Annotated in this window: 12 protein-coding genes and 1 pseudogene; 8 read left to right on the top strand and 5 right to left on the bottom strand. The window is 71.3% G+C overall.

The annotated features are described in order from the left end of the window. The first annotated feature begins 49 nt into the window (after positions 1-49). The 6 genes and pseudogenes from alaS to BJY18_RS10650 all read left to right on the top strand — a co-directional run bounded on the left by alaS (position 50) and on the right by BJY18_RS10650 (position 8,209). Positions 50-2,713, top strand: a complete 2,664-nt coding sequence (alaS, locus tag BJY18_RS10675; protein ID WP_184779827.1) for an alanine--tRNA ligase — start codon at positions 50-52, stop codon at positions 2,711-2,713. Beyond that, entirely contained in the window at positions 2,703-3,203 is a 501-nt protein-coding gene (gene ruvX / locus BJY18_RS10670) for a Holliday junction resolvase RuvX (RefSeq protein ID WP_184779826.1), read from the top strand. Before alaS ends, ruvX begins: the two co-directional genes overlap by 11 nt. Positions 3,204-3,775: 572 nt before the next feature. Then, complete coding sequence (locus BJY18_RS36785) at positions 3,776-5,767, top strand: endolytic transglycosylase MltG (RefSeq protein ID WP_312873810.1); 1,992 nt, start codon at positions 3,776-3,778, stop codon at positions 5,765-5,767. Then, positions 5,754-6,617, top strand: coding sequence for a shikimate dehydrogenase (locus BJY18_RS10660; RefSeq protein ID WP_184779824.1), 864 nt, complete (start codon positions 5,754-5,756; stop codon positions 6,615-6,617). The genes BJY18_RS36785 and BJY18_RS10660 overlap by 14 nt, the downstream gene beginning before the upstream one ends. 43 nt (positions 6,618-6,660) lie before the next feature. After that, positions 6,661-7,233: pseudogene (locus BJY18_RS10655) on the top strand (GrpB family protein); the annotation flags it as partial. 34 nt (positions 7,234-7,267) lie between these two features. Continuing rightward, positions 7,268-8,209 carry a D-2-hydroxyacid dehydrogenase family protein gene (locus tag BJY18_RS10650; protein ID WP_184779822.1) on the top strand — a complete coding sequence of 314 codons (942 nt, stop codon included), beginning with the start codon at positions 7,268-7,270 and terminating at the stop codon, positions 8,207-8,209. A 4-nt stretch (positions 8,210-8,213) separates the two neighbouring features. Here BJY18_RS10650 and BJY18_RS10645 read toward each other — a convergent pair whose 3' ends face one another. The 5 genes from BJY18_RS10645 to BJY18_RS10625 all read right to left on the bottom strand — a co-directional run bounded on the left by BJY18_RS10645 (position 8,214) and on the right by BJY18_RS10625 (position 13,000). Continuing rightward, positions 8,214-9,740, bottom strand: a complete 1,527-nt coding sequence (locus BJY18_RS10645) for an alpha/beta hydrolase (protein WP_312873809.1) — start codon at positions 9,738-9,740, stop codon at positions 8,214-8,216. After that, entirely contained in the window at positions 9,737-10,552 is an 816-nt protein-coding gene (locus tag BJY18_RS10640) for a serine hydrolase domain-containing protein (protein ID WP_184779821.1), read from the bottom strand. The genes BJY18_RS10645 and BJY18_RS10640 overlap by 4 nt, the downstream gene beginning before the upstream one ends. 102 nt (positions 10,553-10,654) lie before the next feature. Next, on the bottom strand, positions 10,655-10,921 hold the full coding sequence (locus BJY18_RS10635) for an HPr family phosphocarrier protein (RefSeq protein WP_184779820.1): 267 nt from the start codon (positions 10,919-10,921) through the stop codon (positions 10,655-10,657). A 28-nt stretch (positions 10,922-10,949) separates the two neighbouring features. Beyond that, positions 10,950-12,191, bottom strand: coding sequence for a PTS transporter subunit EIIC (locus BJY18_RS10630; protein WP_184779819.1), 1,242 nt, complete (start codon positions 12,189-12,191; stop codon positions 10,950-10,952). Continuing rightward, positions 12,188-13,000 (bottom strand): GntR family transcriptional regulator, encoded by an 813-nt coding sequence (locus BJY18_RS10625; RefSeq protein WP_184779818.1) that lies wholly within the window; start codon positions 12,998-13,000, stop codon positions 12,188-12,190. Before BJY18_RS10625 ends, BJY18_RS10630 begins: the two co-directional genes overlap by 4 nt. Before the next feature lie 242 nt (positions 13,001-13,242). On the opposite strand from BJY18_RS10625, the gene BJY18_RS10620 reads away from it, so the two are divergent. Together BJY18_RS10620 and BJY18_RS10615 are read left to right on the top strand one after the other, a co-directional pair. Continuing rightward, complete coding sequence (locus BJY18_RS10620; RefSeq protein ID WP_184779817.1) at positions 13,243-13,482, top strand: PTS sugar transporter subunit IIB; 240 nt, start codon at positions 13,243-13,245, stop codon at positions 13,480-13,482. Beyond that, entirely contained in the window at positions 13,479-13,934 is a 456-nt protein-coding gene (locus tag BJY18_RS10615; RefSeq protein ID WP_184779816.1) for a PTS sugar transporter subunit IIA, read from the top strand. The genes BJY18_RS10620 and BJY18_RS10615 overlap by 4 nt, the downstream gene beginning before the upstream one ends. The last annotated feature ends 512 nt before the right edge of the window (positions 13,935-14,446 follow it).

Below are 14,446 nucleotides of genomic sequence, written 5' to 3'. Positions count from 1 at the left end.
CTCCCGGCACCCGCGCGTGCGGGGCCGGGCCCAGCCTGAGGACATTCCCGTGGACACACACGAGATCACCGATCGTTTCCTGCGCCATTTCGAAAGCCGCGGCCACACCCGGGTGCCGAGCGCGCCGCTGATCCTCGACGATCCGAACCTGCTGTTCGTCAACGCCGGCATGGTGCAGTTCAAGCCGTACTTCCTCGGCGAGGCGCCGCCGCCCTACCCGCGCGCGACCAGCGTGCAGAAGTGCGTGCGCACCCCGGACATCGAAGAGGTCGGCAAGACCACCCGGCACAACACGTTCTTCCAGATGGCGGGCAACTTCTCCTTCGGCGACTACTTCAAGGACGGCGCGATCGGGAACGCCTGGGAGCTGATCACCGGCTCCCAGGACGAGGGCGGTTTCGGCCTCGACCCGGACCGCATCTGGGCGACCGTCTACGAGCAGGACAGCGAGGCGGCCGGGCTCTGGCGCAAGATCACCGGCCTGCCCTCGGAGCGGATCCAGGTCCGCGACGGCAAGGACAACTACTGGGACATGGGCGTACCCGGTCCCGGCGGCCCGTGCTCGGAGATCTACTACGACCGTGGCCCGGAGTACGGCCGCGAGGGCGGTCCGGTCGCCGACGAGGACCGCTACATCGAGATCTGGAATCTCGTGTTCATGCAGGACGTCCGCGGTGAGCAGAGCCCGAAGCTGGGCTTCCCGCCGATCGGCGAGCTGCCGAAGAAGAACATCGACACCGGCATGGGGGTCGAGCGGGTCGCGACGATCCTGCAGGGCGTGGAGAACGTCTACGAGACCGATCTCGTGCGCCCGGTGATCGGCCGCGCCGAGGAGTTCTCCGGACGGCGCTACGGCGCCAACCACGCCGACGACGTGCGGTTCCGCGTGATCGCCGACCACGCGCGCACCGGGGTGCTGCTGATCGGCGACGGCGTGACCCCCGGCAACGACGGCCGCGGCTACGTGCTGCGCCGCCTGCTGCGCCGGATCGTGCGGTCCACCCGGCTGCTCGGCGTGGGCGAGCCGGTGCTGCAGGAGTTCGCGAAGGTCGTCAGCCAGACCATGGGGCCGACCTACCCCGAGCTGGTCAGCGGTTTCGACCGGATCTCCGAGGTCGTGCGCGTGGAGGAGGAGGCGTTCCTGGCCACCCTCACCAGCGGTTCGCGCATCTTCGACCTGGCCGCGGCGGAGACCAAGCGCGGCGGCGGCGACGTGCTGGCCGGGGACAAGGCGTTCCAGCTGCACGACACCTACGGTTTCCCGATCGACCTCACCCTCGAGATGGCCGCCGAACAGGGCCTGTCGGTGGACGAGGACGGCTTCCGCACCCTCATGGAGGAGCAGCGCAAGCGCGCGAAGGCGGACGCGGCGTCGCGCAAGAGCGGCCACGGCGACCTGTCGGAGTACCGGAAGCTGCTGGAGCAGCACGGCGAGACGGAGTTCCTCGGCTACACCGAGCTGCAGGCGAGCGCGAAGGTGGTCGGGCTGCTGGCCGAAGGCGTGCCCGCGCGCAGTGTCGCCGCCGGGCACCAGGCCGAGCTGGTGCTGGACCGCACGCCGTTCTACGCCGAAAGCGGCGGCCAGATCGCCGACACCGGGGTGCTGGTGGGCGACGGCGTCGAGCTGAAGGTGCTCGACGTGCAGAAGATCGTGCCCGGCCTGTTCGTGCACCGCGTGGAGATCACCGCGGGTGAGGTCGGCCTCGGGACCGAGCTGACCGGTTCGGTGGACGCGCAGCGCCGGCTGTCGATCGAGCGGTCGCATTCGGCCACCCACCTCGTGCACGCGGCCGTGCGCGGCGCCTACGGCAAGCGCGCGGCGCAGGCCGGTTCGCTCAACGCGCCGGGCCGCATGCGGTTCGACTTCACCACGCCCGGCGCGGTGTCGGCGGACATCCTCACCGAGGTCGAGCAGGAGGTCAACGACTACCTGCAGACCGACGCCGAGGTGCGCAGCTACACGACCACCAAGGACAAGGCCCTCGAACTGGGCGCGGTCGCGCTGTTCGGCGAGAAGTACGGCAACGACGTGCGCGTGGTCGACATGGGCGAGTACTCGCGTGAGCTGTGCGGTGGCACGCACGTCGAGCGCATCGGCCAGCTGGGCCTGGTGAAGCTGGTGTCGGACGCGTCGGTCGGCTCCGGGGTGCACCGCGTCGAGGCGCTGGTCGGGCCGGACGCGCTCAAGCACGTGCGCAAGGAGCAGCTGCTCGTCTCCCAGCTGGCGAACACCTTCAAGGTGCCCTCCGACGAGCTGCCCGGCCGGATCGAGGACGTGCTGAGCCGGCTGAAGAACGCGGAGAAGGAGATCGAGCAGCTGCGCACGCAGCAGGTGCTCGGCTCGGCCGGTGCGCTGGCGGACAAGGCCCAGGACGCCGGGGGTGTCTCGGTGGTCGCCGAGGTCGTGCCGGACGTCGACGGCAACGGGCTGCGCGCACTCGCCTCGGACATCCGCGGCCGGCTCGGTGACCGGCCCGGCGTGGTCGGGTTGTTCTCGCCCGCCGGTGGCAAGGTCGCGTTCGTGGTCGCCACGACCGCGGCGGCGCGGGAACGCGGGCTCGCCGCGGGCAAGCTCGTGCCCTCGTTCGCCGAGGCGATCGGCGGCCGCGGCGGCGGCAAGCCGGACATGGCCCAGGGCGGGGGCACCAACCCGGCCGGCGCGCAGCAGGCCACGGCCGCGTTGCGCGCGGCGGTCGCCGGCGTTGCCCGCTAAGGCGCACAGAGGCCCGGATCGGCCCGGCGAGTCCGATCCGGGCCGCGGCAGGCGGCTCGCGGTCGATGTCGGGTCTGTCCGGGTGGGCGTGGCACTGAGCGATCCCGCCCCGATCCTCGCGAGCCCGCTGGTTACCCTTTCCCGTGATGCGAAGGACGACAGCGATCTCGACCGGCTTGCCGAACTCGTCACCGAACACGAGGTGGTCGAGGTGATCGTCGGGCTGCCGAGGACGCTGGCGAACCGTCAGGGCAGTGCCGCCGAGCTGGCCGTGGACTACGCGGACCGGCTCGCCACGCGGATCGGTGAGGTTCCGGTGCGACTGGCCGACGAACGGCTGACCACGGTCACCGCGTCCCGGATGCTGTCCCAGCGCGGGGTCAAGGGCCGCAAGCAGCGCGCGGTGGTCGACCAGGCCGCGGCGGTCGAGATCCTGCAGGCCTGGCTCGACGCCGCCGCCGCACACCGCGCCCGGAAAGGCGACTCATGACCGAGCCCCGCGGCCCGGAACACCCGGGCGGCCGCCGCCGGCCGCGCCCCCCGGGAGCCGAACCCCGTGCCCGCCGCCGTGCGGACGGCCCCGAAGGCCGCGACCCCGGTGGTGCACCGGCCCCGGGTGGCCCGCCGCCTTCCGGCGCGGGCCGTCCACCGCGTCCGGCCTCGCGCGACCTGCCTCCCGGCCAGGACGACCTCGCCGAACCCGGCCGGGCCCGCCCCCGCCGGATTTCCCCGGACGCCGGCTCCCCGCGTCCCGGCCGCCGTCGTCGCGTGGACGAGGCGAGTCCACCCCCGCCCGGTCGCCGCCGTGCCGCGCCTCCGCCCGGCAATCGCCCGGACGAAGCGGAACAGTCTCCACCGCCCGGCCGTCGTGCCGGAGATGACCAGCCGCCACCTCGCCGTGCGGCCGACGCCGGGCAGCAGCCTCCGCCGCCTGGCCGCCGTCGCCGCGCGGAAGGTCCTCCGCAGCCCGGTCGCCGCGAAGGTGCACAAGTTCCGGCACCTGGTCCTGGTGCTGCCGGAGAACAGCTCCCACCGCCCGGTCGCGGTGTGGAAGGTGCGCCGGTGCCGCCACCCGGTCCCGACGCCAGGGGGGGCCAGGGTCCGCAGCTTGGCCCCCGTGGTGCCGAAGGGGAACCGCTGCCGTCCGGTGGCCGTCGCCGCGACGAGGGTGAGCAGGGTACGCCGGCGGCCGGCCGTCCGGTGGACGACCGGCCGCCGCCGCCCCCGCGGCGTCGCCGGGCCGGCAACGCCGAACAACCGCCGCCCGGCCGTCGTCCGGCGGCTCGTCCACCGCAGCCCGGGCCGGGCGAACCACCCCCGGGCGACAGCCACGGCAACGCCTCGTTGAGGAGGCGCCGCCGCCTGGAACCGGACGAGGTGCCCACCCCCGACGTCGGCACGCCGCTGTCCGCCGACCCACCCGCCGCGGCACCCCGGCCGCCACGCCGCCGCCCGGTGCCACCCCCGGACGGGTCCATGCCGCCGGATCCACGCTTTGCCACAGGTCCGGTGCCGCCCGAGGGTGCGGCGCCGGCCGACCCGCGTTTCGCCGAGGGCTCGATGCCGCCGGATCCGCGGCTCGCCGACCCCGGGCAGCACCCGTCGATGCCGCCGGATCCGCGGTTCGCGGCCACTTCGATGCCGCGCGACCCGCGGTTCGCCGACACTTCGATGCCTCCCGATCCCCGGGCCGGCCGCGACGGGGCGTACCCCCAGCGACGGCGTCCGCCCGAGCCGCCGACCGAGGTCATCCCGAGCCTGCCCGAGGAACATCCCGAACCGCCCCGGGAACAGCTCGACGACCTCTTCGACGAGGGCTACGACGAGTACCCGGACGGCGACTACGCCGACGACGAGCACTACGGCTACGAGGATGGCTACGAGGACGGCTACGACGAGGACTACGCCGACGAACCGCCGGAGAAGCCGCGCCGGCGCCGTCGCAAGCGCGCCCTCGGCTGGGTCGCCGCGCTCGTCGTGCTCGTGGTGTTCGCCGGCGGCGCCTACTACGGCTACCAGCGGCTCTTCGGGTACGCCGACTTCGACGGCTCCGGCCAGGGCGACGCCCTCGTGCAGGTGGAGGACGGGGACACCACCTCGGCCATCGGCTCGAAGCTGACCGAGGCCGGGGTCGTCGCGAGCACGAAGGCGTTCGTCAAGGCGGGCGTCGACAACACCGCGCTCAGCCGCATCCAGCAGGGCTACTACCTGCTGAAAAAGCAGATGTCCGGGTCCAGTGCGGTGGACGCGATCACGTCGCCGTCGGCCCGGGTCGGCCGGCTGGAGATCCGTCCCTACACCCAGCTCGACGACGTCAAGCAGCCCGGCGGCAAGGTCACGCCGGGAGTGTTCTCCTTGATGTCGAAGGCTTCGTGCGCCACCTTGAACGGCAAGAGCACCTGCATCCCGGTCGACGAGCTGCGCAGGACCGTCGCGGAAGCGGACCTGAAAACGCTCGGTGTGCCGGACTGGGCGGCCGCCGACGCGGACAAGGCGCTGAGCAAGGACAAGCGCGTCGAGGGCCTGATCGCGGCCGGCGTCTACGACGTGAAGCCCGGCTGGAGCGCGACCGAGCTGATCAGCGACCTGGTCAAGCGGTCCACGGAGGCGATCCAGGCGGCCGGGCTCGGCCCGGAGAACACCGGCCCCGACGTGTCGCCGTACGAGACGCTGGTCGTCGCGTCGCTGATCGAGCGGGAGGCGATCGGCCCGGACTTCGGCAAGGTCGCCCGGGTCATTTACAACCGGCTCGAGCAGCGCATCAAGCTGGGTCTCGACTCGACCGTCAACTACCCGCTCGACCAGCCGACCCTGCTGACCAAGCCGGAGGACCGCAAGAGGCCCGGTCCGTACAACACTTATCTCAACTACGGCCTCCCGCCGACGCCGATCGGGGTGCCCAGCGTGGACGCCATCGAGGCCGCGGTGAAACCGACCGAGGGTGACTGGGCCTACTTCGTGAAATGCGAGAAGGACGGGCATTCCTGCTTCGCGGTCACGAACGACGAGCACAACGAGAACAAGGCGTTGGCGCAGTCCCGTGGCGTCTACTGACGGGCCGCGCCACGCCGGTGTGCTGGGCAAGCCGGTGGCGCATTCGCTCTCGCCGGTACTGCACCGGGCCGCGTTCGCCGCGCTCGGCCTGGACCGCTGGACCTACGAACGGTTCGAGACCGACGCGGACGAGCTGCCCGGCTTCGTCGACGGCCTCGGGCCGGAATGGGTCGGCCTGTCGGTCACCATGCCGGGCAAACGCCGCGCCCTCGACCACGCGAGTGAGGTCACCCCGCGCGCGGCGGCCGTCGGCGCGGCGAACACGTTGGTACGCGAAGGCGATGGCTGGCTGGCCGACTGCACCGACGTCGAAGGCGTGACCGGTGCGTTGCGGGTGGCCGGCGGCTACGCGCCCGCGCCGGGAGACCACGCGGTCGTGCTCGGCGCCGGCGGCACCGCGGCGGCCGCGGTGGTCGGGCTGGTCGAGCTGGGCGTCGGGTCGGCACAGCTGGTCGTCCGCGATCCGGCGCGGGCGGCGGAAACGCTCGCAGCGGCCGAGCGGGCCGGGCTGCCGGTCGACGTGCTGACGTGGTCCGAAGCGGATTTCGCGAGGCTGGCGGACAGCGCGGCGGTCCTGATCAGCACTGTGCCGCCGGAGGCGGTGCGGCCGCACGTCGCGGAGCTGGCCGGCGTCGGCAGCGTGCTCGACGTCATCTACCACCCCTGGCCGACCCCTCTGGCAGAGGCCGTCACGGCCCGCGGCGGCCGCCTCGCGACTGGGCTGGACATGCTGCTGCACCAGGCATTCGGACAGGCCGAGCACTTCACCGGACGTCCCGCACCACGCGCCGAGATGCGCGCGGCCCTCCGCGCGGCGACAAACGACGTCCTGCCCCTGCCGATCTCCTGATACGCTGCCGGGCCGCCTTCCACACAGCCGAGGGGGAACGCCGGTGTCCAGAGAGGTGCACGACGAGGCCGCCATCCAGGCTGCCTGGGTCGGCGCAGCGCCGAAGCTCGGCACCACGGTGACGCTTCTCGAGTACAACCCCGAATGGCCGCGTCTTTACGAGCGCGAGGCCGCCCGCCTCCGCACGGTGCTCGGCGACCGGGTGGTGCTGCTCGAACACGTGGGCTCCACGTCGGTGCCCGGGCTCGCCGCCAAGCCGATCGTCGACATCCTGCTCGAAGTGCCCGATTCGGACGACGAACCGGCGTACGTGCCCACGCTCGAAGCGGCCGGGTACCGGCTGGTGATCCGCGAGCCGGAGTGGGAGAAACACCGCTGCTTCAAGGGTCCGGACACGAACATCAACCTGCACGTCCACTCGCCGGGCAACGGCCAGACGCCGCGGTACCTGCTCTTCCGTGACCGGCTGCGGTCGCATCCGGACGAACTGCGGTGGTACCTGGCGAAGAAGCGGGAACTCGCCGCGCAGGTCTGGGACTACGTCCAGAACTACGCGGACGCGAAGAACGACGTGATCGACGGGATCATCGACCGGGCCCGCGCCGCGCAGCGGGACGCGTCCGGCTGAACGACGGGCTACTGTGGCGGGTGTGAAGATCGCGATCCTCGACGACTACCAGAACGTCGCACTCGGATACGCCGACTGGGATTCGCTCGGGGCGGACCTGCACGTGTTCACCGAGGCCTTCGGCGACCAGGACGAGACGGCCGAGCGGCTGGCCGGCTTCGACGTGGTGGTCGCGATGCGTGAGCGCACCCGGTTTCCCGCTGCGGTGCTGGAGCGGCTGCCCGCGCTGAAGCTGCTGGTCACCACGGGACCACGCAATGCCGCGATCGACCTGGCCGCGGCGAAGCGGGGCGGGGTGGTCGTATGCGGCACCGGCGGTCTCGCTGCCCCCACCGCGGAGCACACCTGGGCGCTCATCCTGGCCGCCGCCCGCAACCTGCCCGCCGAATTCCGGTCGATGCGCGAGGGTGGCTGGCAGGTCGGGGTCGGCACCGTGCTGCACGGCAAGACGCTGGGCCTGCTGGGGCTGGGCCGCCTGGGTGCGGAAGCAGCCAGGATCGGGCAGGCATTCGGGATGAAACCGATTGCCTGGAGCCGGAATCTCACCGCGGAGCGAGCCGCGGAACACGGTGCGCGGCTGGTGTCCAAAGAGGAGCTTTTCGCGCAGGCGGACGTGCTGTCCATCCACCTGGTGCTCTCCGAGCGCACCCGTGGCCTGGTCGATGCCGCCGATCTGGCCAGGATGAAGCCTTCGGCGCTGCTCGTGAACACCTCGCGCGGCCCGATCGTCGTCGAGGACGCGTTGCTGGAAGTGTTGCGCGACAAGAAGATCGCCGCGGCAGCGCTGGACGTCTACGACACCGAGCCGCTTCCCTCTGACCATCCACTCCGGACTCTGGACAACGCCGTGCTGACCCCGCACATCGGTTACGTCAGCCGGGAGTCCTACGAGATCTTCTACCGCGAGGTGGTCGAGGACATCGCGGCGTTCCAGGCGGGATCGCCGATCCGCGTACTGGCATGACACCTCACGGGAACGGGCCGGCGTCCGGCGCGCAGGTCGTGCCGGACGCGGGCGGCGCGAGGTCCACGAAGTAGCGCACCATCGCGGTCGAGGCACAGGTGCTGGGCACGTCGAGCGTCGTGTGCCCGGCGCCCTCGACGACGAGCACCCGGCTGTCGCCCAGTTCCCCCGCGGTGGCTTGGGCGTTGGCCAGGGGAGTGGCCGGATCGTGCCGGTTGGCCAGGATCAGCGCCGGATGCTGGCGTGGCCGGTTCCACGGCCCGAGGTAGCGGTCGTCGTCGCGGGCGGGCCAGCCGAGGCATTGCGCCATCGAAAACACCGGAGCCAGACCGAAATACCGCTGCCGCCGCTCCTCGGTCGTGGCGAGCTTGCGGTAGGTCTCGGGATCCTGGGGAAGATCGCTGTCAAGACATTGCACAGCAAGAAATCCCGGCGAATGAGCGGGCACCCGGGGATCGAGCACGGGCGCCGGTGAAGCCGGTTTCGACGGAACGAGCGCGGCGAGCGTGCGGGCCAGCCGGGGCCACCGTGACCACTGGTACAGCGCTCGATCCACGCTCTGCATGAGCGAGGCCACGGTGACGCCGCCGACCGGACCATGGGTCAACCGCGCGTACAGCGAAGCGAATTTCTCCTTCGGATTCCCGCCGGCGAAAGCGCACTTGCCGGGCCCCGCGGCGGTGCACGCGGCGAAGAACGCATCGAGCTCCTCTTGTTGCGCGCTCGCGACATCCGCCCGCACGTCCACCGGCGCGCCTTCCTCGCCGGGCCGGCCGGTGGCGTTGGCGACGAGGTCGAGTGTGCCGTCGAGAGTCATCGCGCGCAGGTTGCCGGGGAAGAGGTTCGCATACGTACCACCGAGATAGGTGCCGTAGGAGTAGCCGTAGAAGTTCAGCTGCGGCTCGCCGAGCGCCTGCCGGAGCAGATCCATGTCCCGCGCGACATTCGCGGTGGACAGATGCGCCAGTTCGGCCCCGGAACCGGCCGCACACGCCTTGCCGATCGCCGCGCTCTTCGTCCAGAACGCCTTGTCGCGCAACGGCGAACCGGCTGAGGGCGCCTGATCGCCACCCGGACAGTGGATCGGCGAGCTGCCACCGATTCCACGCGGGTCGAAGCTCACGAGGTCGAACCGGGCACGCAACTGCTTCGGGTAGCGGCTGCCGAACCGGGTCAGCTCGCCCACGCCGTCCGCGCCCGGACCGCCGAAGTTGATCATCAGGGAACCCATGCGGTGCGCGGGATCCGTCGCGGGAAGCCGGATGACCGACAGATCCAGCTTCGCTCCAGTGGGTTCGCGGTAGCTCAGCGGCACCGTCGCTGTCGTGCACTGGAACCCACCGTGGCACGGCACCCAGCGCAGCCGCGGTACGGCGGCGTTTCCGGTGCCCAGCGGGGCCGGCGTCGCGGTCGTCGTCGGTGGCTCGTCCACCGGAGGCGCTGTGGCGGCCGGAGCCGAGCAGGCGGCAGCGAACAGCATCGTGGCAGCGGACAGCACCGCGGCAACCCGCAGCGCGGGACGGATTGTCACGCGCCGAGTTCGGCCAGCACCGCGTCGGTGAACGGGGGCCAGACCTTGGCCGCCCACGGGCCGAAGGAGCGGTCGGCCAGCGCGACACACGCGAAACCGGCGTCCGGATCGACCCACAGGAACGTGCCTGACTGTCCGAAGTGGCCGAACGTGCGTGCGGAGCTGCGCGCGCCGGTCCAGTGCGGGCTCTTGTGGTCGCGCAGTTCGAAGCCGAGACCCCAGTCGTTCGGCTTCTGGTGGCCGAACCCGGGCAGGACGCCGGTGAGCCCGGGGAACGCCACCTCGGTGGCCGCGCGCAGCGTCTCCGGCGCGAGCAGCTTCGGCGCCTGCAGCTCGGCGGCGAACCGCAGCAGATCGTCCAGTGTGGACGTGGCACCGGCCGCGGGGGAGCCCTCCAGCCGGGTCGCGGCCATGCCCAGCGGTTCGAACAGTGCTTCGGCCTGGTAGTCGGCGAAGGCGATGCCGGAGTGCTGGGCCAGCGCGTCGGCCAGCTCCTCGAACCCGGCGTTGGAGTACAGCCGCCGGGTGCCCGGCGCGGCCATTGCCTTGTGCGCGTCGAAGGCCAGCCCCGAGGTGTGCGCGAGCAGATGCCGCACGGTCGAACCCTCCGGCCCGGCCGGGGTGTCCAGCTCGAGAACGCCTTCCTCGAGGGCGATGTGCGCCGTGTAGGCGGTGAGCAGCTTGGTGACCGAGGCCAGCCGGAACGGCCGGGCCGGGTCCCCGTGACGGCCGCGGACCACGCCGTCGGCGCCGGCCACCCCGGCCGCCGCGTTGTCCACCGGCCACTCGTCGATCAGGCGCAGGCTCTCCATGCCGCCCAGCGTATCGGGCACGCCGCGGCATCTGTCCCCGGTGCACGAAGGTCCCCTTCAGAGACTCTGAAGGGGACCTTCGCTTCGGACGGCTGGGTGCTGCTACGCGTCGAGATCCGTGGAGACCAGCTCGGCCACGGCGTCCACCGCGGTCTCGGCCCCGTCACCTTCGGCGCTGATGACCACCTCGTCGCCGAACGCGGCGGCGAGCGTCATCAGGTTGAGCACACTGCCGGCGGCCACCGGGTCGCCGCCGGCCTTGGCGATCTGCACCGCCACGGGCTGGGCCGCGGCCGCCTTGGCCACCAGCGCGGCCGGGCGGGCGTGCAGGCCCACCTTGCTGCCCACCGTGACGCGTTTCTCCGGCATGGTCGTCCTTTCTGACTGTCGTCGGAAGTTACTTCGCGGCCGAGCGCTCGAGGTCCGCCTCGACCGAGTCGTCCTCGCGGCCCGGCGTGCGCAGGTTCCACTTGGTGATCACGAACCGGAACACCACGTAGTAGATCACGGCCATGACCAGCCCGATCGGAATCAGCAGCCAGGCCTTGTGCGCGGTGTCCAGCGACGAGTTGAGCGCGAAGTCGATCGCCCCCGCGGAGAACGAGAAACCCAGGTGGATGCCGAGCGCGTTGACCACCGCCAGCGAGATGCCGGTCATGATCGCGTGGAAGATGTACAGCGGCCACGCCACGAACATGAACGCGAACTCGATCGGCTCGGTGACGCCGGTGATGAACGAGGTCAGCGCCGCCGAGATCATGATGCTGCCGACGATCTTCTTCTGGCCCGGCCGCGCGGTCTGCCAGATCGCCAGCGCCGCGGCGGGCAGCGCGAACATGAAGATCGGGAAGAAGCCGGACTGGAAGATGCCCGAGCCCTGGACGTGGTTGTTCAGGAAGTTCGGGATGTCACCGCCGTTGAAGATGAACCACACCGGCACGTTCAGCAGCTGGTGCAGGCCGATCGGGATGAGCAGCCGGTTGAGCAGGCCGTAGAGGCCGCCACCGACCACCGGGGAGCCGACGACCGCTTCGCCCGCGGAGTTGATCGCCTGGTCGACGTACTTGAACACCAGCCCGAAGAGGACGCCGAGCACGATCATCGTCACCGCGGTGATGATCGGCACGAACCGGCGGCCGCCGAAGAACGCCAGCCAGGACGGCAGCTTGATCCGGTGGTAACGCTGCCACAGCAGGGCGGCGACGATGCCGGAGATGATGCCGGTCAGCACGCTGTAGGGCCAGTGGATCGGCGAGCCCTCCCAGGCCGGCTTGTAGCCCTGCTGGCTGTCGATGGGCGCGATCGCCTGGATCACCTTGTTGAACACGACCCAGCCGACGGCCGCGGCGACCGCCGTCGAACCGTCGCCCTTGCGCGCGAACCCGACCGCGATGCCGATCGCGAACAGCAGCGGCAGCCAGTCGAACAGGCCCCCGCCCGCCGCGCCGATCACGGCCGCGACCTTGTCCCAGCCGAGACCGTCCTTGCCGAAGATGTCGTCCTGGCCGAGCCGGTTCAGCAGACCGGCCGCGGGCAGGGTCGCGATGGGCAGCATCAGGCTGCGGCCAAAACGCTGCAACCCGGCGAGACCGCCGCCGCCCTTCTTGCCCTTGGCCCCCGCCGCAGTGGTGGCGCTCATCGGGTACCTCCATAGTGGGGTTGTTCGGTGGAGTTGATCGTGTCGGAACCGGGAATGCTCCGGTCCAGCTGCATGGTCACCTGGTAGTGGTCCCCCCGGTACCAGGACGTCATGTCCTCGACCGGCTCCCCGTTCGCGCTGGAGACCCGGCGGAAGACCAGGAGCGGAGTGCCGGTGCGCATGCCGAGCAGGCGCGCCGTCTCGCGGTCCGCGGATTCGGCCCAGACCGTCTGGTACGCGTGGTCCGGGCGCAGGTCGAACTCGTCGGCCAGCTGTGCGTACAGCGACCGGGTGAGGTCGAGCTCGAGCAGGCCGGGGGTGCGGTCCGCGTGATACCAGCCGCGTTCCACGGCCAGCGGCACGCCGTCCGCGCGGCGCAGCCGGATCAGCCGGTGCGCCGGAACGCCCGGGGCGAGGCCGAGCGCGTGCGCCGAGGTCACCGGCGGGACCTCGGTCGAGGTGGAGATCACCTCGGTGGCCGGGGCCAGCCCGCGGCGGCGCATGTCGTCGGTGAACGACATCAGGTAGAGCTGCAGCTCCATCCGCCGGGCCGCGGTGAAGGTGCCCTTGCCACGCACCCGGGCCAGCAGGCCCTCCTCGACCAGCTTCCCGATCGCCGAACGCACGGTCAGCCGGGACACCCCGTACTGCTGCGCCAGCTCCCGTTCGGACGGGATCGGTGACCCCGGCGGCAGCTCCCGCTCCACCGAGCGACGCAGGATCTCGCGCAGCTGCGCGTGCTTCGGCGTCGGCCCGTTCACCACGCGCTCGGTGGGCGTGGGTGGCGGGACGTGCGCGGCCGCGCTCATCGGCGTCACCCTCCCTTCGTCCTCGCACCGGGGGACCGGTGCTCGCGTCCGGGCCGGAAGATTGGTACGTTCCGGTCTAGACCATTGATCCGATGGGGCAGGATGCTCCGCCGGGCGAGCGGGTGTCAACCACCGTTATCCGTTCGTGCCCGGCGGCACCGCACGGACCGCCGGGCGGCGTAGTACTGGTGGTACGCACGCCTGTTCCGGGTGGGCAGGAAACGGGATACGAGGAGGCCGCGATGGCGGATGACAGGCCGGAGAAGATTCTCGCGGCGCTCGGTGGAGCGGACAACCTCACCGAGATCGAAGGCTGCATCACGCGGCTTCGCTGCGAGGTGGAGGACATGGGCCAGGTCGACGAGGCGGGCCTGAAGGCCGCCGGCGCGATGGGCGTGGTGAAGATGGGCAGCAGCGCCCTGCAGGTGATCGTCGGGCCCGAGGCGGACACCATCGCCAGCGACATCGAGGACCTTCTGTGAGCCTGCGGATCCTGAGCCCGGTGGCGGGCGAGGTCGTCGCGATCACCGAGGTGCCGGATCCGGTCTTCGCCGAGGCGATGGTCGGCCCGGGTATCGCGGTGCGCCCGTCCGGCGGCCGGTCCGACGCGGTCGCGCCGGTCGACGGCACGGTGGTGACCCTGCACCCGCACGCCTACGTCGTGGCCACCGAGGACGGCCGGGCGGTGCTCGTGCACCTGGGCATCGACACGGTCAAGGAGAAGGGCGAGGGCTTCACCCTGCACGTGGTGAAGGGCGAGTCCGTCCGCGCCGGCCAGCCGATCGTGGGCTGGGACCCGGAAGCGGTGGCGGCCAAGGGCTACTCGCCGATCGTGCCGGTGGTCGGACTGGACGCGTCGGCAGACGTCCTGGCAGACCTGGACACCGGAAGGCAGATCACGGCCGGCACGGAACTGTTCACCTGGAACGACTGAACCGGAGGCCCTTTGTGGACGGTGTTCGTCCACAAAGGGTGGTCCCGGTTCGGGTGTGGTTCCGGCCGGGTAGTTCCGGCCGTTCTGGAACGTGCAGACGGCTACCTCGGTAACGGCCGCCCGGTTCCTTCTTGACGGCACTGGTGAGCGTGCCGAACACCTAACCCAGTGCGTAGGCGGTGTGCGTCGCTGTCCCGGGAGCGCGCGTCCACTGTGATGGCCATGGTGCCTGTGGTGGCCGCGACGCCTGCACGGTACTGAAGAAGGTCACGACCGTTCCCCGTTGAGGGCTTGCGGTCTCCATGCGTCGCCGCCGTCCGCCACGAGTGGCCCGCTGTCGGTGGCCGGCACCCGCTGCGGTGGTTCGCAATCTGTTGCCCGAGCGGCTGCTCCGTTACTCGCTGCCCGTGCTTCTTTGTTCGCTCTCGGCGGTGCGCTACCTGGTGTTCGCTGTTTCGCCGCTCGCTGTCGGTGCTCCGGCGCGCACTGCCGGTGGCTCCCGACTTGCTACC

This window comes from Amycolatopsis jiangsuensis, assembly GCF_014204865.1.
GTDB lineage: Bacteria > Actinomycetota > Actinomycetes > Mycobacteriales > Pseudonocardiaceae > Amycolatopsis > Amycolatopsis jiangsuensis.
The sequence above is the reverse complement of the archived record's forward strand: the minus strand, read 5'-3'. Positions and strand labels throughout refer to the sequence as shown.